General features: G+C 33.5%; 17 protein-coding genes, 1 tRNA gene and 1 other annotated feature. Of the genes, 8 read left to right on the forward strand and 10 right to left on the reverse strand.

Features of this window, described 5'->3' with window-relative positions; all coding sequences use genetic code 11:
* Nucleotides 1–112: 112 nt before the first annotated feature.
* The 3 genes from PTSHG_RS05020 to PTSHG_RS09650 form a co-directional block, all read right to left on the reverse strand.
* Nucleotides 113–1,546: a L,D-transpeptidase family protein gene (locus tag PTSHG_RS05020; RefSeq protein WP_019107796.1), complete on the reverse strand. Its 1,434-nt coding sequence runs from the start codon at nt 1,544–1,546 to the stop codon at nt 113–115.
* A 210-nt stretch (nt 1,547–1,756) separates the two neighbouring features.
* Nucleotides 1,757–1,840: transfer RNA gene (locus tag PTSHG_RS05025), tRNA-Leu, on the reverse strand.
* A 284-nt stretch (nt 1,841–2,124) separates the two neighbouring features.
* Entirely contained in the window at nt 2,125–2,292 is a 168-nt protein-coding gene (locus PTSHG_RS09650; RefSeq protein WP_019107797.1) for a type II toxin-antitoxin system RelB/DinJ family antitoxin, read from the reverse strand.
* Between the two features lie 111 nt (nt 2,293–2,403).
* Between PTSHG_RS09650 and PTSHG_RS05035 the strand changes: the two genes are divergently transcribed.
* From PTSHG_RS05035 to PTSHG_RS05045, 3 genes are all read left to right on the forward strand, one after another.
* A complete protein-coding gene (locus PTSHG_RS05035) occupies nt 2,404–2,805 on the forward strand; it encodes a hypothetical protein (RefSeq protein ID WP_019107798.1) in 402 nt (133 codons plus the stop codon).
* A gap of 102 nt (nt 2,806–2,907) precedes the next feature.
* Nucleotides 2,908–3,798, forward strand: coding sequence for a copper amine oxidase N-terminal domain-containing protein (locus PTSHG_RS05040; RefSeq protein ID WP_019107799.1), 891 nt, complete (start codon nt 2,908–2,910; stop codon nt 3,796–3,798).
* Between the two features lie 114 nt (nt 3,799–3,912).
* On the forward strand, nt 3,913–5,178 hold the full coding sequence (locus PTSHG_RS05045) for an FIVAR domain-containing protein (protein ID WP_019107800.1): 1,266 nt from the start codon (nt 3,913–3,915) through the stop codon (nt 5,176–5,178).
* Nucleotides 5,179–5,320: 142 nt separating this feature from the next.
* On the opposite strand, the gene PTSHG_RS05050 is transcribed toward PTSHG_RS05045, so the two are convergent.
* The 7 genes from PTSHG_RS05050 to PTSHG_RS05080 all read right to left on the reverse strand — a co-directional run bounded on the left by PTSHG_RS05050 (nt 5,321) and on the right by PTSHG_RS05080 (nt 13,919).
* Complete coding sequence (locus tag PTSHG_RS05050; protein ID WP_019107801.1) at nt 5,321–6,130, reverse strand: C39 family peptidase; 810 nt, start codon at nt 6,128–6,130, stop codon at nt 5,321–5,323.
* Nucleotides 6,131–6,211: 81 nt separating this feature from the next.
* A complete protein-coding gene (locus PTSHG_RS05055; protein ID WP_019107802.1) occupies nt 6,212–7,507 on the reverse strand; it encodes a bifunctional folylpolyglutamate synthase/dihydrofolate synthase in 1,296 nt (431 codons plus the stop codon).
* Nucleotides 7,504–10,155 carry a valine--tRNA ligase gene (locus PTSHG_RS05060; protein ID WP_019107803.1) on the reverse strand — a complete coding sequence of 884 codons (2,652 nt, stop codon included), beginning with the start codon at nt 10,153–10,155 and terminating at the stop codon, nt 7,504–7,506. The genes PTSHG_RS05055 and PTSHG_RS05060 overlap by 4 nt, the downstream gene beginning before the upstream one ends.
* 66 nt (nt 10,156–10,221) lie before the next feature.
* Nucleotides 10,222–10,423, reverse strand: a binding site (T-box leader).
* Nucleotides 10,424–10,720, reverse strand: a complete 297-nt coding sequence (locus PTSHG_RS05065; protein ID WP_019107804.1) for a sodium ion-translocating decarboxylase subunit beta — start codon at nt 10,718–10,720, stop codon at nt 10,424–10,426.
* A 63-nt stretch (nt 10,721–10,783) separates the two neighbouring features.
* A complete protein-coding gene (gene trpS, locus PTSHG_RS05070; protein ID WP_019107805.1) occupies nt 10,784–11,776 on the reverse strand; it encodes a tryptophan--tRNA ligase in 993 nt (330 codons plus the stop codon).
* Nucleotides 11,769–12,629, reverse strand: coding sequence for a CPBP family intramembrane glutamic endopeptidase (locus PTSHG_RS05075; RefSeq protein ID WP_019107806.1), 861 nt, complete (start codon nt 12,627–12,629; stop codon nt 11,769–11,771). The genes trpS and PTSHG_RS05075 overlap by 8 nt, the downstream gene beginning before the upstream one ends.
* 6 nt (nt 12,630–12,635) lie before the next feature.
* Nucleotides 12,636–13,919: an amidohydrolase gene (locus PTSHG_RS05080; protein WP_019107807.1), complete on the reverse strand. Its 1,284-nt coding sequence runs from the start codon at nt 13,917–13,919 to the stop codon at nt 12,636–12,638.
* 108 nt (nt 13,920–14,027) lie between these two features.
* Between PTSHG_RS05080 and PTSHG_RS05085 the strand changes: the two genes are divergently transcribed.
* The 5 genes from PTSHG_RS05085 to PTSHG_RS05105 all read left to right on the forward strand — a co-directional run bounded on the left by PTSHG_RS05085 (nt 14,028) and on the right by PTSHG_RS05105 (nt 17,604).
* Nucleotides 14,028–14,681 carry a trimeric intracellular cation channel family protein gene (locus PTSHG_RS05085; protein ID WP_019107808.1) on the forward strand — a complete coding sequence of 218 codons (654 nt, stop codon included), beginning with the start codon at nt 14,028–14,030 and terminating at the stop codon, nt 14,679–14,681.
* Nucleotide 14,682: 1 nt separating this feature from the next.
* Nucleotides 14,683–14,994: an MTH1187 family thiamine-binding protein gene (locus tag PTSHG_RS05090; protein ID WP_019107809.1), complete on the forward strand. Its 312-nt coding sequence runs from the start codon at nt 14,683–14,685 to the stop codon at nt 14,992–14,994.
* Between the two features lie 72 nt (nt 14,995–15,066).
* Complete coding sequence (locus PTSHG_RS05095) at nt 15,067–16,026, forward strand: P1 family peptidase (protein WP_019107810.1); 960 nt, start codon at nt 15,067–15,069, stop codon at nt 16,024–16,026.
* 44 nt (nt 16,027–16,070) lie between these two features.
* The gene (locus tag PTSHG_RS05100; RefSeq protein WP_019107811.1) at nt 16,071–16,820 is read left to right on the forward strand and encodes an ECF transporter S component; all 750 of its coding nucleotides are present in this window, start codon (nt 16,071–16,073) and stop codon (nt 16,818–16,820) included.
* A 1-nt stretch (nt 16,821) separates the two neighbouring features.
* Nucleotides 16,822–17,604 carry a type III pantothenate kinase gene (locus tag PTSHG_RS05105; RefSeq protein WP_019107812.1) on the forward strand — a complete coding sequence of 261 codons (783 nt, stop codon included), beginning with the start codon at nt 16,822–16,824 and terminating at the stop codon, nt 17,602–17,604.
* Nucleotides 17,605–17,607 lie beyond the last annotated feature (3 nt).

Genomic DNA, 17,607 nt, shown 5'->3' on the forward strand with positions numbered 1-17,607 from the left:
ATACACTCCCATTAGTCTACAATTGTAACTAAAGGTGTTCTCTTTATAAGTTACCGATGAGTTAGACAAAATTGCCTAGTTCATTAGTTTAGAAAAATTTTTTTATGGTTCTTTATTGTTGTGCTGGCACTTGCCCTTGCGGTTGGGCTGGTGTTGTTGGTGCTGGGACGGTAATTTTTTGTGTCGCTGAGTTATAGACTATTACCGGCATACCGTTAAAGGTTTTTGGATATAGGTTTTTCATAACTTGTGGCGGAACATTTACACAACCATGAGAACCGTTTGACATATAAATATTTCCCCCAAAGTTTGATCTCCAGTCTGCATCATGAAGTCCAACGCCTGACCAATTTATAGGTAGCCAATAGCTTACCCTTGAACGATAGTCCTCGCCAGTGAGGTATCTGTCTCTCTCACGTGACCATATTCTATCTGTCCCTGTTGGTGTTCCGTTGCCATGAGTTGGATTGCCTGAAACAACATTGGTCTCTAACTCCAAGTTACCCTTGTTATAGTACCAAAGTTTTTGCCTTGCAAGGTCAACCTCAATATAAGTGTTGCCTACATCGTCCACTCTTCTTGAGACTGCGTCTTGTCTGTATATTGGTTTTAATGTCACTGGCTCATCTTTTTTTAATGCCGCAATTATTTCGTCTCTCGTTTTGGGTCTATCTGTGAGCCAACCATAAATTCCGCCATCTACTTTTATTTTCCCAATTCCTGTTGCATTAAAAATTCTTGATGTTCTAAATGTGTCATACTTTGCTGCAAGTTTCTCTACAAATTTTGCAACTTTTTCTTCGTCAATGACTAAGCTTCCATCTTCTGATTTGGAGTACATGGCGATTATGCCCTGACCTGTCACTTCTTCTTTTCTATCGTCAAAGTCAAAAGTTATTTTTTTAGTAAAAAGATTTTGGTAAGATGCAAGTTGATTTTTGATGTAGTCGCTATCTGCTATTATTTTCGGTTCAATATAAAGATTTTCTTCTTCAAGATTTAATTTTTCCTTTTTGTCGGAAAAATGACCTAATATAGCTTGTCTAAGTTCATCTCGCTTTAAAAAATCGCCATGAACTTCTTTTTCAACCTTAAATTCATCCTTGTCAAAAACAATTTTGGCATCAGTTGAATGAACTGATTCATTTTGCACTGCCTTTAGGCTGTTTATTCTATTTGTAAGAGCCAAATCATCATATTTTAAATCTGTGTCAAGCTTATAGTGTTTGTCGATTAAAGCAGCCACAGGCCAATACAGTGGAGTTTGCTCCACAAAGCCGCTGCCAATTTTTTCTTCAAATTTTATTTCGTCTGCTGTAATTTTGTCATTATTTTTTTTGTCCTTGGCAATAACTTCTAGGACAAAGTTTTTTGAAATATCTTCATAATTTTTTTCGAATTCAGAAATTTTCGTAAGACCGAAGTCTCGTCCGTTGACGAAAGTCCTTGGCATAAATCTATCTCTAAAGAAATAAAGTCCAGTAATATATATAAAAATTAAAATTATAATTATAAATGCAAAAAATATTTTTAAAGTTTTCTTCATAATTCCTCCAATACATTACATTATACTCTATAGAAATTTTTAAAAAAGAGATTTTAAAGGATTATTGCAAATGTAATTGAATTGTAAATATTTTGGTGCTGGCATGAATATTTTTGTAAAAGATTTTCTATAAAATTTCTCTTATGTAGTAATCTCATCAATAAAAAATGGCACAAAAAAAACACACAAGCTAACTTGTGTGCTTATCAATGGTGCGGGAAAGAGGACTTGAACCCCCACTCCGTTGGAACTAGATCCTAAGTCTAGCGCGTCTGCCAATTCCGCCATTCCCGCATGAAGTTTTAACAACAGAATATATTATACTGGAGCTTTTATTCTTTGTCAATACTTTTTGAAAATTTTTTTATATTTTTTACATTTCATGTAAAAGCTAAATAAAAATTTACAGAGCATATAAATTTGCTGTTTTCATATTATAGCATGGTATAAAAAATATTGCCACAATAATTTATTTTCCCTTTCAAGTTTTTCGTTTGCAGCTTTTATTATTTTGTCAAAAAATTATGAAATTGCACTCGATTTTTTGTGTAGACTTTAAAGCTATCTATATCATCAAATTATTCAAGTATTGGATTTTTCTCCACATCAAATGGTATCTTTCCTTCTTTAACAACTTCTCTAGCAAAGATTTCAAAGGCTTCCTCCATTGTCATACCCATAGAATCACAAACTTCCTCAAATTCATTTTTTAAATTCTCCTCTATCATAATATTAATAATTGCCATGTTCTCACCTCCCTTATTATTTTATCACTTTTTTATTAGTTATTACTAGATTTAATTATTCTTATTTGGGTAAGTTATAAAAATATAATACATATTAGAAAGAGTGATTTTTTGAATTTTAAAGAAAAAATTAGAAATTTTATGATTGGAAGATATGGTCAAGATGAGCTTGGCAAATTTATTTTATATCTAACTTTAATTCTTCTAGTTATAAATTTATTTGTAAAGACCTCCGCCCTATCTGCTGTGGCTTTGATGTTAATTTTTTATTCCTATTACAGAATTTTTTCCCGCGACACAAGTGCAAGATATTCTGAAAATAAAAAATTCCTCGACACAATAGAACCTCTTAGGAGAAAATTTTTCACATCAAAAAATAAGTATGAGAATAGAAAAGTTTACAAGTACATCAAGTGCCCAAGTTGTAAACTTGAAATGAAAGTGCCAAAGGGCAAGGGCAAGATAAAAGTCACTTGTAAAAGCTGTGGCAACAAGTTCATAATAAAAAGTTAAGCTTTTGGAATTTTCTCCAGAAGCTTTTTTAATTACAATCTTAACCTTTTTGTAAATTCTTTAAAATTTTTTAATGTTATAATAAATTAAAGGAGTGATTTTATGAAGAAGAAATTTATACTTATGCTTGCTTTTCTTTTCTTGTTTACAAGCGTCAATGCAAGGAGCGAAAAAAAGATGACTCTAGTTATAAATAACAAGGTCTTTGAGAGGGATTTTATTGTAAAAAATGATAGAATTCATATTCCACTTCGCCTTGTCTCTGAGAATCTAGGTGCCGATGTCAATTGGAAGTCAGACACAAGTGAAGTTGAAATTTTAAACAAGGGCAAAAAAATTGTTTTTTATATTAATTCCAATGAGTACAGGATTGACAATATGGTCTACACAATTGATTCTGCACCTTTCATCCTTAAGGACACTACTTATGTGCCTGCAAGGGCTCTTGCCAATGCTATGGGTGCTAATCTTGAGTGGAATGAAGAAAAGTTTTACTGTGCAATTGACAATGGCTACGAAAAAGATCCTACTCGCGATGTGGATCTTTCTAAAGACGCCAAGGACCTTGCTCTTATTAATAAGCTAAGGAAGGTAACTGACCTTTCTGACTATTTAAAGGATGGAGTAATTAGGGTTGAAGAAGTGGAAGATGGCAAGGTTTATGAATTATTTTTAAAGGATTATGCTAAGGACAAGCTTTCTATGAGATTTGTCTTTGATAAAAATAATAATTTAAAATTTTACAAGTTTGACTACTTCCCTTGCGAAAAATATCCTTTCTTGGAAAAGCATTTAAGTGAAGAGGAATCAAAGAAGGTCGCAAGAGAATTTATGGATATTGTTGGCGATAAGAAAAGATTTTTAAAGGAAAATGAGTTAAATGCAAATCAACAAGTTACGCCTGAAGCTGGAACTTATAATTTCTACACAAAATCTAGCCTCATTGCTGTAGATGCAAGCGGCGGTTTTGTCTACGCTTATTCTAATAAGTAATGTTACAAAATTATTAAAAATGTAAAATTAAGTCACTATTTAAGTTATTGGAATTGATTTCATTTTGCAATTCTGTATAATATAGTTAAATACATTTTAGGAGGAATAAATAAAATGAATAAAAAAATTACATCACTATCACTAGCAGGTATTATGCTACTATCTACTGCAAGCCCAGTTTTTGCTGCTCCAGCAGGAAATGCTGAAGTAAAACAACCTAACAAAATTGAAGAAGCTATTAAAAAAGGCGAAGAAAAAATGGCTGAAGCAAAAGAAGCTGGCAAAGAAATGGCTAAGGACGCAAAAGAAGCTATGACTGATGCTAAAGAAAAAGTTGAAGAAAAAGCAAAAGAAGTAAAAAAAGATATGGCATCAAAGGAAGAAACTATTAAGGCTCTTAAAGACGAAATGGCTATGGAGTCAAAAATTCGTGCATCTGAAGCTTTCAAAAATGCAAAAGAAGAAGCTATTACTAATTATGAAAATGCAATTGCTGCTTCAAAATCAATTGTTGATGATGAAAAAGCTGAATTAGAACAAATTAAAAATGCTTTAATGAATCTTACTGAAGCTAAAGAAAAACTTGGCTACAAAGAAGAAATGAAGGATGCTAAAAAAGAAGAAGTTAAATCTATGGATGTTAAAGCTACTAACCAAAAAGTTAAGCTTGACGGAAAAGATGTTGTTATCTACGGATACAATATCGAAGGTTACAACTACTTCAAATTAAGAGATTTAGCTGCTGTATTAAAAGATTCTAAAGCTAAATTTGGTGTTGAATACAAAGATGCAATGGTTACTTTAACTAAGGGCGCTGACTACAAAGTTGCTGAAACTGACCAAAAAGAAGTTAAGGCTATGTCTAAGGGAATGCTTACTAATGACAAAGTAATGGTTGGCGACAAAGCTCTTACTGCTACTGCATATAAGGTTGATGACAGCAATTACTACAAGCTTAGAGATCTAGGCGAAGCTCTTGGATTTGGCGTTGACTTTGACAAGGCTACTAACACTATTTTATTAATGTCAGATAAAGATGCTAAAGCTGAAGAAAAAGTTGCACCTAAAGTAGAAGAAGTTAAAGCTTCTCTTGAAAAAGAAATCGCTAAAGAAAAAGCAGTTCGTGAATCTGAAGAATTCAAAAATGCAAAAGAAGATGTAGTTACTAATTACGAAAACGCAATTGCAGCTGCAAAATCAATCCTTGCTGACAAAGAAGCTAAACCAGAACAAATTGAAAATGCTCTTAAAGCTCTTGTAGAAGCTCATGAAAAACTTGGACTTAAAGCTGACGCTAAAGTAGAAGAAAAAGCTGATAAAAAAGAAATGAAAGAAGAAAAGAAAGACGATATGAAAAAAGAAGTTAAAGAAACAAAATAATTTAACTTAAACTTTTAAAGGCCATGGAAAAAAATCCATGGTCTTATTTTTTTGATTTTGTGAAGTTTTTTGAGTATGCGTGAATGTTTGAAAATTTTTGTGTATAAGATCTTCCTAATAGAAGACGAACTATTATTTTTTATCATTTATTTTTTTCAACAGCCCAAGCTGCTTTTATTTCTTTTTTTATTTTATCGTACTGCCATCTGTTTTTTGAATTATAAACAGAGTTTGGGTCATTTAAAATAATTCTCCCCTCATTATCAAGTCCGCATGCCAAAGCTATGTGTCCTGTGTCTGTAAAAATGCCTGGTTTGAAAGATAAAATTACAAGATTTCCCCTTTCAAGTTCACTAATTGTTTCACTTTTCATAATTCCTCGAACTCCTAAACCCTCTTTTGTTAAATAATCTTCTATAAGATTCCATGAACTCATGCCCGCTTCAACATAAGCATTTTTTTCTGCAAACTTTGCAATTTCTTTTGGACTCCTATTTATCCCACAGCCGCTTAAAGCCATGGATAGAGTAGTTGGCATACAAGCTCTTGTTCCAATTAGTCCTCCTGCATATTTTTCGTATCCCCAACGAGGATCAAATTGAAGATAAAATTTCACTGGATTATTTACACCAAAACTTTCACTTTTTTTCGCAAGACTTTTATCATCTTTTAAGTATCCAAGTATAAAACCCAGGGCCTCTTCCCTTTTTGCGGCAAGCTTTATCATTTTGTCTGGGAGCTTGTCAATATTTTCATAGACAAATTCATAGCCCTCATCTTTTTTTGCCTTCTCCTTTATTATTTTTATTTTGTCTGACAAATCTTCGCCTCTTGTAAAATTTTCACTGTCTTTTAAACTTATCTCACTTGAAATCCTATTTCTGTGGATGGAAAATCCCCTTACAAGAAAAATTATTAAAAAAATAATGACTGCGAATCTAATCTTTTTCATATTATCACCGCAATCATTATATAAAATTATTTTTAAAACTTTATTCCAAAGTTCTTACAAATTCTCTAAATAATAAAATTTTTAAACCCTGTAATCGTAATTTAAAATTTCTGCTCTTGCTTCACTTACAAAATAGAGAGAGCCTGTTATTAAAATTAAATCGCCATCACTATATTTTTCTTTATAGTGAGAAATTGCGTCTTCTAATTTCATAATTTCTGCAGAAAGTCCATAAGAAGCTGCTTCTTTTTTTAACTCTTCAGGTTTTGTTCCCCTTTTGTAGTCCAAGTTTACAAAGACAACTTCATCTGTGTAGGATGAAATTTCTTCAAGCATCTTTTTGTGCTCCTTGTCTGACAAAATTGACATGATTAGATAAAGTTTTTTGAATTTAAAACTCTTAATGGACTCCACTAATTTTTTGATGCCGTCAAAGTTGTGGGCTCCATCTAAAATTATTAGTGGTTCTCTTGATACAATTTCCATTCTGCCCTTCCATCTTGAAGATTTTATTCTCTCTCTAATTTTTTCTGTGGAAATTTTTAAAATTCCCTTCTTGTTTAATAAATATAGGGCATAAATTGCTCCAAGGGCATTTTCCACTTGGTAGTCTCCAATTTGTGTAAGAGAAAATTCTTCCCAGTCATCTAATTTTACTTTAAAGTCAATTCCCTTTAAGTCAGATTTTAAAATTTCACTCTCTAAATCCTTTGTGTAATAAATTTCCGCAGACTTTTCTCTTGCTTCTCTATCTATTACACCTAGAATTTTTGGATCTTTATTATTTGTAAGAGCAAGCCCATGATCTGTTATGATGCCAGCCTTGGCATCAGCAATTTCTTCTATGGTGCTTCCAAGATATTCCATGTGATCCATGGAAATTGATGTGATAATGGAAATTAATTTTTCGCGGCTTGTGAAAATATTTGTGGAGTCGGCACGACCTCCCATGCCAACTTCCAATACTGCCAAATCAACTTTTTCTCTGTCAAAGTAAATTATCGCCATTATGGTCAAAAATTCAAAAAGATTAAGCTCGCCGTAGTCTTCTATTATTTCTGCTTCCTTACTTATTATAAATTCGCCGATTTCTGCAAAGTCTTCTTGTGAAATTTCTTCGTCTCCAATTTTTATTCTGTCACAATAAGTTATTAGATGAGGAGAGACAAAGGATCCAACTTTGTATTCTTCCTTTAGGATGTCCTTTATGAAATTTACAGTTGAACCCTTGCCATTGGTCCCTGCCACGTGAATTACTTTTAGATTTTTGTGAGGAGAGTCAATTTTTTCCAAAAATTTTTTTATTCTAAGGTTGCCCTTGGACTTAAATTTTCCAATTCTCTTTTCAATGTTTTTTACAACTTCAGTGTATGTCATAGATTTTTTTCAACCTTTGCAATTTGTGCTTCCACTGTCTTTAAGATCTCTTCGTACTTTGTAACTTTTTCTTTTTCTTCTTCAATTAATTTTTCTGGAGCCTTTGCTACAAAACCTTGATTAGATAATTTACCCTTGGCTCTTTTTAGTTCAGCTTCTGCATCTTTCTTGTCTTTTTGAAGTCTTTTTAATTCCTTTTCAAAGTCCACAAGTTCCTTTAATGGAAGTTGAATTTCTGCTTTGTCGAGAACTATAGCAATATTTTCTGAATTTTTTCTGCCTTCATCATCAGTTACTTCAACGGAATTTGAATAGCCAAGGCTTAATAAAAGTCCCTTCATTTCTTCAAAAATTTCCTTTATCTCTTCATCTTTAGTGTAGACAAGAGTGTTGGATTTTTTTGAATTTTCGATGTTCATTTCACTTCTTGCATTTCTAATTTCACGAATTGCATTTTCAATGTATTCTGTGGCTCTCTCTTCCTTTTCAAAGACAAGTTCTTCCTTATATTCTGGCCATTTAGAAACAATTAGGGCATCTTCTCTATTAGGTAGGGCTTGCCAAATTTCTTCTGTGATATACGGCATAAATGGATGAAGAAGTTTCAAAATATTTTCTAGAGCATAAAGTAAAACTTTTACTGTGTTAATTTTTTCTTCAAGATTATCAGAATATAAAACTGGTTTAACAATTTCAATGTACCAGTCGCAGAAATCAGACCAGATAAAGTCGTAAATGTCATCTGCTGCAAGTCCAATGTCATATTTTTCTATTTTTTCTGTAATTTGTTTTATAACTTTTTGTAATTTTGAAAGAATCCACTTGTCTTCGTAGTGAAGTTTTTCCAAATCAAAGTTGGAATCTGTAATTTCATCAGACATATTCATCATGAGAAATCTTGTTGCATTCCAAAGTTTGTTGGCAAAGTTTCTGTTGGCTTCAACTCTTTTTGTGTAAAATCTCATATCATTGCCTGGTGTATTTCCAGTTACAAGTGTAAATCTAAGGGCGTCAGCACCGTAGTCTCTTATGATGTCAAGTGGGTCGATTCCATTGCCAAGAGATTTTGACATTTTTCTTCCTTGGTCATCTCTTACAAGTCCATTTAAAAGTACATCTTTAAAAGGAAGCTTGCCCGTTTGTTCAAGGGCAGAGAAGACCATTCTTATTACCCAGAAGAAAATTATATCGTAGCCAGTTACAAGTACATTTGTTGGATAAAAATATTCGTATTCAGGAGTTTTTTCTGGCCAACCCATTGTTGAGAAAGGCCAAAGGGCAGATGAAAACCAAGTGTCTAATGTATCTTCGTCTTGAGTGTAAGTCTTGCCTTCATGTCCCTTTGTATTTGTTGGGTCAGTTTTTGAAATCACAATTTCATCGTCAGAGTCAGAATACCAAACTGGAAGTCTGTGTCCCCACCATAATTGTCTTGAAATATTCCAATCACGGATATTTTCTAGCCAATTTTCATAAATTTTTCCAAATCTTTCAGGAATTATGTTGAGGTTACCCTTTCTATATTCTTCAAGAGCTGGCTTGGCAAGTGGCGCCATCTTTACGAACCATTGTTTTGAAATTAGTGGCTCAATTACCGTCTTACATCTTTCGCAGTGACCAACAGCGTTGTGGTGGTGCTTCTTGCCAATGTAGCAGCCAAGCTTTTCAAAGTCTTCTATGATTTTCTTTCTAGCTTCGTATCTTTCCATGCTAGCATAGTCGCCTGCATTTTCATTTAAGTATCCCTTGCCGTCCATGATTACAAGTTGACCAAGATTGTGGCGTCCGCCAACTTCAAAGTCATTAGGGTCATGAGATGGAGTGATCTTTACTGCACCAGAGCCAAAGTCCATTTCAACGTAATCGTCTGCAATAATTGGAATTTTTTTGTTGCCCATTACTGGAATCATTACATATTCGCCAACTAGGTCAGTATATCTTTCGTCATTAGGGTTTACTGCAATGGCAAGGTCTCCAGGTATTGTCTCTGGTCTTGTAGTTGCAATTTCAATTCCACCTTCTCTATCTGCAAAAGGATATTTGAAGTACCAGATGTTTCCATCACTTTCAACGTGCTCAACTTCTGCATCAGAGATTGAAGTTTCGCAAGATGGACACCAGTTTATAATTCTGTTGCCACGATAAATTAATCCCTTTTCATAAAGCTCTATAAAAACTTCTTCTACTGCATTGGATAAATTTTCGTCAAGAGTAAAACTTTGTCTTGACCAGTCGCAGGAAATCCCAAGTTTTTTAAGTTGATTTACAATATTTCCACCGTATTCATGAGTCCATTCCCAAGCTTTCTCCAAGAATTTTTCTCTTCCAATATCTTCCTTGTCTATGCCTTCTCTTCTAAGTTTTTCTACAACTTTTGCTTCAGTGGAAATAGATGCGTGGTCAGTGCCTGGAATCCAAAGTGCAGAGTAGCCTTGCATTCTCTTTGTCCTAATTAAGACATCTTGAATTGTGTTATTAAGAGCGTGACCCATGTGAAGGTTGCCAGTTACATTTGGAGGTGGCATTACAATGGAGTAAGGTTTTTTATTTTCATCAACCTCTGCTCTAAAATAATTATTTTCCATCCAATAGTCATAAATTTTCTCTTCAAAATCCTTTGGATCATAAGTTTTGTTTAAGTCTTTCATTTTTCCTCCTCATAATTTATATTTTGTATATTTTTTATAATTTAAAAATAAAAAGCGTCCTCCATCCCTAAGGACGAAAGACGCGGTACCACCTTAATTTTTATTTTTCAATAAACACTTTAAAATCTTTAACGAGATAAGTCGTCTCTGGCTACTTCTTTCACCAAAGAAGCAAAAAAGCTACAATTGTAAAGTTTATAAAGACCTCTCAGCAAATGGTCTCTCTCTAAATATAAATTATTACAATCCTCTTTTTTATTGCTTGTTTTTATTTTGATTTAGTATAAATCTGTGTTGGACCATCTGCTCCACCAATAATTACTATACCTTTATCTTTGTCATTGTTTTCTTTCTTTTCAGTATAAATCTGTGTCGGACCGTCTGCCCCACCAATTATTTCTATACCCTTATCTTTGTCAGTCTTTTTATTTGTTTCTGTATAGATTTGAGTTGGACCGTCTGCTCCACCAATTATTCCAATAGCTCCAGCTTCATTAGCATTATATCCATATAAGACTCCTGCACCTATTAAGTTAATGGCTACTACAATTATTATTTTATTCATAGGACACCTCCCAATTTATATAAAAGATACCACAAAAGTCCTTTTAAATCAATATAAATTCCATTATCTAGGGATAAATCCAACTTTTTTATAAACTTTTCTTAAAGTTTTGTTGGCAAGGTAGGATGCCTTTTCTGCTCCTTCTTTGTAAACAGATTCAAGGTAGGCCTTGTCATCTCTGATTTCTTTAAATCTTTGGCGAAGTGGTCTTAGTCCTTCAACTACAACTTCCCCCAAGTCTTCCTTAAATTCTCCGTAACCAAGATTTTCGTATTTCTTTACAATTTCTTCTGGACTCATGCCGGAGAAGGAAGCGTGAATATTGATTAAGTTCTTTAGTCCAGCTTGTTCATCAGAATACCTAAACTCGCCAGATGAATCAGTTACTGCTCTTTTTATTTTCTTTCTAGTATCATCTTCTGAATCTAAAATTAAAATAAAGGAGTCTTTATTTGCATCGGACTTAGACATTTTTGAAGATGGATCTTTAAGAGACATAATTCTCGCTCCAACCTTTGGCGTCAAAATTTCTGGAATTGTAAAAGTTTCAGAGTATCTTGAATTAAATCTTTGAGCAAGATCTCTTGTAATTTCAATATGTTGCTTTTGGTCTTCGCCTACTGGCACATAAGACGTATTGTAAAGCAAAATATCTGCCGCCATTAAGACTGGATAATTAAGTAGTCCTGCTTGGACATCAGTGTATTTTTTTGCCTTATCCTTAAACTGTGTCATCCTTTGAAGTTGACCAAGACCTGTCATTGTATTTAGAACCCAGCCAAGTTCAGCGTGAGCTGGCACATGAGATTGAATATAAATTATTGACTTCTTTGGGTCAAGACCTGCTGCAAGGTAAAGAGCAAGGACATCAAGGGTGTTCTTCCTCAAGTCCTTTGGCTCTTGTGCCACAGTTATTGCGTGCATGTCAACTATGCAATATAGGCAGTTGTATTCGTCTTGAAGTCCAATAAAGTTCTTTAAAGCTCCAATATAATTTCCAATAGTTAGGGAACCTGAAGGTTGAATTCCAGAGTAAACTATTTTTTTCTCATCCATTTTTTACTTCCTTTCTTCTTTCTAAATAACATATAATGATAATGCTTATGATTTCAATAAAAGTTACTACTATACTGCCCTCTGGCCCATAAGCTTTGTCATAGAGAGCATAATTTAAAATTTTAAAATTAAGTAGGCTGTCAAAGCCACTAAAGCCACTTACATTTAAGCCATAAATCATCGCCATGGAAAAGTTCCAGCCTGCGTGAACTCCAGAAGTCAACATGATATTGTCTGTGTAAAATAATAATTTTGCAAAAAATATTCCCACTAATATTGTGTTTAGGGTGGATAGAATTGTTACCCCTTCGTTGCCAAGGTGCAAAAGTCCAAAGAAAATTGATGGCAAAATTATTGCAATTTTCTTTCCATATTTATCAAATAAGGCTCTTGTTAAAAGACCTCTCACCAAAACTTCTTCTGATGTTGATTGAATGAAAAATCCAACAAAGTACCCTAAGAAAATTAAATTAAGATTTCCAAGATTAATTCCATCATATCCAAGAACTCCTCTTCCTAAATCTACAAGTACATAAAGAGAAATTTGCAAAAATCCAAAAAATAAGCCAAGAGCAATGTTTTTTGCAAGCTTATCTTTTTTGAAATAGATGTAGTCAAATTTCTTCTTTAAAATAAATTTCACAAATAATATTGCTGCCGAAATTTGTCCCGTTGTTCCTAATAACATGACAAGATTAGCATTTTTATAATCACTTTTAAAATGAGTTTGTCCATAAAATATTAGTGAAAATAAAAGCAAGGCTCCACCAGTTAGTAGAGCTATTCCCACAAGTAAAATTATTATTTTTAAAATAACTTTAAAAATCTCTTTAATATTAAGTTTTTCTCTCATAAATTTTTATCTTACCTTTATATCTTCCCATCTCTTATTTACAATATCTCTAACTTTTTTCTCATCTACATTAACAAGTTTTCTATCTCTCATTATAAATTTTCCATCGCAAATTACTGACTCCACATCGGATGAGTTTGCTGAATAGACAAGGGCTGAGATTAGATTATTTTTAGGTGTAAAGGAATTTGAATTTAAGTCAAAAATTGTAAGGTCTGCCATATAATCTTCCTTTATTAGCCCAAGTTTTTCAAAGCCAAGTGCCTCTGCTCCATTAATTGTTGCCATTTTTAAAATTTCAATTGCAGGCACAGCTTTTTCATTCATAGTAACAGCCTTGTTGACAATGCCACCTATGTGCATTTCTTCTACAAAATCTTGGTTGTTGTTTGATGAGTCGCCATCAGTTCCCATCGCCAATTTAATATTATTCTTTAACATTTTATCCACTGGAGTAAAGCCGCTGGCAAGTTTTAAGTTTGAACTAGGATTATACACTGGGTAGAATTTTTTATTTTTTACAAGTTCAATTTCTTCATCAGTTATGTGAACGCAGTGAGCTGCAATTATTTGGCTATCAAGTAGTCCAAGTGAATTTACATATTCTATTGGCGTCATGCCATATTCTTTTTTTGAATTCTCCACTTCTGTAAGAGTTTCAGATAAGTGAATGTGAATTATATTATCATACAACTTTTTAGCATTCTCAGAAATTTCTTTTAAAAACTCTGTAGAACAAGTGTAAATCGCATGAGGTGCAGGCACAACTCTTATTCTGCCATCACTTCTGTTGTGATAATTGTTATAAAGTGCATCAAACTCTTGTAACTTTTCTTCGCCCTTGCCATCTACATCTGTCATGCCACGAGTTAAGACTCCACGGATTCCAGATTCAAGAGCTGCGTCGCCTACTCTATCCATTTCATAATACATATCACAAAAAGTTGTCACACCAGACTTTATGTTTTCTATAATAGAAAGCATTGATGACCAATATATGTCTTCCGCATTGAGTTTTGCCTCAATTGGCCAAATTTCATTTTTAAGCCAGTCCATAAGTGCCAAGTCATCGGCATAATTTCTAAAATAAGACATGCCAAGATGAGTGTGAGCATTGACAAAGCCTGGTGTCAAAAGTTTATTTTCTCCATCAAGAACTTGATCTGCATCTATTTTCAAATTTTCTCCGATTCTTTTTATTTTATTTTCCTCAATAAAAATATCAGCATTGTCAATAATTTTTTCCTTTTCTATATCTAAATAAGAAATATTTTTTATAAGTATGCTCATAATCCCTCCAATAGTATTATTTAGTATTATTATAACAAAGATTGAAAAATTTTTTCAAATTATTGAAATTTCTCACTTCATTAAAATAAACTTTGATATAATGAATGCATGAATGGAAATTATTTAGAATTTAATGTGTTTTTCGACATAATTGGCACGATTGCCTTTGCAATTTCTGGTGCCATACTTGGTTGCAAAAAGAATATGGATATACTTGGTGTAATTGTTTTAGGTCTTGTAACTGCTCTTGGAGGTGGATTTATAAGAGATTTAGTCCTTGGCATAACTCCACCAAATATGTTTCAAAATTCAACTAACGCTCTTATATCAACTGTATTTTCAATTTTAGTTTTTATATTTTTCTTTTCCAAGAAAAATTTTTCGAACAAGCACTTGGCTAAAATCATGAATAGCTTTATGGTAATTACAGACACTATTGGCCTTGCATCTTTTACCATAACGGGTATGGCGACGGCAATTTCTCTAGGTTATGACAATAAGTTTCTTTTGATTTTTGTTGGATCAATTACTGGAGTTGGCGGTGGAATGATTCGTGACATCTTGGCTGGGACTATACCCTTCATCTTTCGTGAACAAATTTATGCAGGTGCCTGCATAATGGGTGCAGCAATTTTTATTATCGCAAGACACTTTTTGAGTTATCAAATTTCAATGATAATTTGCTTTTTTTCAGTTTTAATCATTAGACTATTGGCTGTGAAAATGAATTGGAATTTGCCGAGAATATCAAAGGAGGAATAATATGGCAGTAGCAGAATTAACACTTGTACCAATTGGAACAGAAAATACATCTGTGAGCAAGTACATAGCTGGTGCTCTTGATGCAATTGGAGAAGTTGAAGGACTAACTTATGAATTAAATCCCATGGGCACAGTTATTTCACATGAAGACCTCTCTGTAATTTATGAAGTAATAAGAAAGATGCAAGAGTCTGTTTTTGAAGCTGGAGCAAATAGAGTTTACTCTGTTGTTAAAATAGATGACAGACGAGACAAGGATTATACTTTTAAGGATAAAGTAAAGTCTGTAAATGAAAAAAGAAAAAATAAATAGGAAAAAATTAAGCCTCATCAGTGATGGGGCTTTTGATAAATTTATTTTGACTTATAGAATTGAGGAGGAAATATGTACGAAGGCTTTTTAACTGATGTCAATGGAATTAAACTTGGTCACGCAGAAGATAAGCTTGCCTTAACTGGCACAAGCGTAGTCTTGTGTGAAGATGGATTTACGGCAGGAGTTGATGTTCGCGGTGCTGGACCTGGCACTCGTGAAACTGATTTATTGAGAGCTGAAAATTTAGTTCAAAAGGTTCACGCAGTTTTTTTAACTGGCGGGTCTGCCTATGGTCTTGATGTTGGTGGCGGCATCATGAAATACTTGGAAGAAAAAAATGTGGGCTTTGATGTTGGTGTGGGAATTGTTCCCATAGTTCCTGGTGCAGTTTTATTTGACCTTGCTCTAGGCGACTCAAAAGTTCGACCTGACTTTAATATGGGTTATGCTGCAGCAAAAAATGCAAGTGAAAAAGATGAAACTATGGGAAACTTTGGTGCAGGATGTGGCGCAAGCGTTGGAAAAATTCTCGGCAATGACTTTGCCATGAAGTCAGGCGTAGGTCAATCTTCAATAAAAGTTGGCGACCTAGTTGTGTCTTCTATCGTAGCCCTAAATGCTCTGGGAGATATTTTTGATTACGAAGCTGGAAAGAGAATCGCAGGAGTTTATGATAGAAAAAATAAAAAATTTTTAGACACCTGTGCCCTTTACGAAAAGAGTTTAAAGGACTATAATCAATTTAGCCCAGCCAACACAACTATATCTGTGATTGCGACAAATGCAAAGCTAACAAAGGCAAACTGTAACAAGATCTCACAAATGGCTCATGATGGTTATGGAAGATCCATTAATCCAGTGCATACCATGAACGATGGAGATACTATTTTTACTCTTGCAAGTGGCGAAGTAGAAACAGATATAAATTTAGTTGGAATACTTGCTGCAAAAACAATTTCTAGGTCTATTGCAAATGCAATTTATTCAGCAGAAAGTGCAGGTGGGCTTGTAAGTTATAAGAGCATCTAATGATGCGTGAAGGGTATCTTAATGAACCCTATCTGGAGGTAAAAATGAATAAAACTAATGAACGTAACAGAAAGCTAGTAATAGCTGCTATGCTTGGTGCAATCACTGTTGTACTTAGTCTAACTCCCCTTGGACTTATTCCACTTGGAGTAATAAATGCAACTACAATGCACATCCCAGTCATAATTGGAGCAATAGCTGAAGGTCCTCTTGTTGGAGCAATGGTAGGACTTATATTTGGAGTGTCATCTCTTTTAAATGCAATATTAAGAAATGCAAGCCCCGTTGCCTTTGTCTTCTACAATCCACTTATTTCCGTTTTGCCCAGAGTTCTAATTGGTATAACTTCTTACTACTCATACAATGCAATGAAAAAGCTTGAAGACAAAAATTTAAGAACTCTTACAAAAATTTTGTGGGGACTTGTATCACTATTCTTGGCATTCCTACTTTATAAGAATATTACTAATGGAGGTTCGACCATTAACATAACTTTTGTAGTAATTCTTCTCATACTTTGTCTTGGCTTTTTAGTTTACTCCTTTAAGTCAAGCGAAAAGGACTTTCCTATTGCCATTGGTGCCTTTGTTGGCTCAATGACTAACACAATATTAGTCCTTGGAGGAATTTATGTTATCTATGCTAAGAGATATGTGGAGGCACTAAATATTCCAATGGAAAGTGCAAAGTCAGCAATCCTTGGTGTTTCAGTGACATCAGGCATACCTGAAGCAATTCTATCTGTTATTATCACTACTGCAGTTATAAAAGCTTTAAAAGCAAGAAAGGGTTAATATGTTACTTGCAATTGATATAAACAATAAAAATACCAATTTTGGCATATTTAAAGAAGAAAAACTTGTCACGAGATTTTCTATAATGACTGACAAAAATAGGTCCACTGAAGAAATTAAACTCACAATTAAACTAATACTCATGGACAAAAAAATAGAGCTCACTGACATATCTGATATTATACTTTCATCAGTTGTTCCTGAGCTAAATTCAAGTTACGAAGGCATTGCAAGAGACATAATCGGCAGAAGTCCAATAATTATTTCTGCTGGAGTGAAAACTGGTTTAAATATAAAATGTGAGAGTCCAAGAGAAGTTGGCACAGACAGAATAATAAGAGCAGTGGCAGCTACTCACAGATACAAGGAAAATATAATAATTATATCTGCATCTTCAGTTACCACTATTGACTATATCAATGCAAAAAAAGAATTTCTCGGTGGATTAATTCTCCCTGGCATTAGTCTTCTTCAAGAAGGATTAGTAAAAGGCTCTGCAAAGCTTCAGCTAGTTGAAATAAAAAAAGTAGATGATATTATTGGCAAAAATACAGAAAAGGCAATTCAAAGAGGAATTTATTTTGGATACACAAGAGCCGTCTTTGGAATAGTCGATGAAATAATAAAGACATATTCTTTAAACAAAGAAAAAACAAAAATATTAGTTACTGGCTCAAATGCACACCTTCTCGAAAGTGAAGATTATCCAATAAAAGAGTATCAATCTCTAGGAATTGATGGACTAAAAATAATTTATGACTTAAACAAAAATAAGGCTTCCTAAGTG

The organism is Peptoniphilus senegalensis JC140 (assembly GCF_000321025.1).
In the GTDB taxonomy this organism is placed as follows: domain Bacteria; phylum Bacillota; class Clostridia; order Tissierellales; family Peptoniphilaceae; genus Peptoniphilus_A; species Peptoniphilus_A senegalensis.

Bases quoted from the DNA above. Each gene is read 5' to 3' on its own strand.
- PTSHG_RS05100 (WP_019107811.1), top strand. From the start codon at position 16,071: ATGAATAAAACTAATGAACGTAACAGAAAGCTAGTAATAGCTGCTATG.
- PTSHG_RS05105 (WP_019107812.1), top strand. From the start codon at position 16,822: ATGTTACTTGCAATTGATATAAACAATAAAAATACCAATTTTGGCATA.
- trpS (WP_019107805.1), bottom strand. From the start codon at position 11,776: ATGGATGAGAAAAAAATAGTTTACTCTGGAATTCAACCTTCAGGTTCC.
- PTSHG_RS05050 (WP_019107801.1), bottom strand. From the start codon at position 6,130: ATGAAAAAGATTAGATTCGCAGTCATTATTTTTTTAATAATTTTTCTT.
- PTSHG_RS05090 (WP_019107809.1), top strand. From the start codon at position 14,683: ATGGCAGTAGCAGAATTAACACTTGTACCAATTGGAACAGAAAATACA.
- PTSHG_RS05085 (WP_019107808.1), top strand. From the start codon at position 14,028: ATGAATGGAAATTATTTAGAATTTAATGTGTTTTTCGACATAATTGGC.
- PTSHG_RS05020 (WP_019107796.1), bottom strand. From the start codon at position 1,546: ATGAAGAAAACTTTAAAAATATTTTTTGCATTTATAATTATAATTTTA.
- PTSHG_RS05065 (WP_019107804.1), bottom strand. From the start codon at position 10,720: ATGAATAAAATAATAATTGTAGTAGCCATTAACTTAATAGGTGCAGGA.
- PTSHG_RS05040 (WP_019107799.1), top strand. From the start codon at position 2,908: ATGAAGAAGAAATTTATACTTATGCTTGCTTTTCTTTTCTTGTTTACA.
- PTSHG_RS05095 (WP_019107810.1), top strand. From the start codon at position 15,067: ATGTACGAAGGCTTTTTAACTGATGTCAATGGAATTAAACTTGGTCAC.
- PTSHG_RS05060 (WP_019107803.1), bottom strand. From the start codon at position 10,155: ATGAAAGACTTAAACAAAACTTATGATCCAAAGGATTTTGAAGAGAAA.
- PTSHG_RS05045 (WP_019107800.1), top strand. From the start codon at position 3,913: ATGAATAAAAAAATTACATCACTATCACTAGCAGGTATTATGCTACTA.
- PTSHG_RS05080 (WP_019107807.1), bottom strand. From the start codon at position 13,919: ATGAGCATACTTATAAAAAATATTTCTTATTTAGATATAGAAAAGGAA.
- PTSHG_RS05055 (WP_019107802.1), bottom strand. From the start codon at position 7,507: ATGACATACACTGAAGTTGTAAAAAACATTGAAAAGAGAATTGGAAAA.
- PTSHG_RS05075 (WP_019107806.1), bottom strand. From the start codon at position 12,629: ATGAGAGAAAAACTTAATATTAAAGAGATTTTTAAAGTTATTTTAAAA.
- PTSHG_RS09650 (WP_019107797.1), bottom strand. From the start codon at position 2,292: ATGGCAATTATTAATATTATGATAGAGGAGAATTTAAAAAATGAATTT.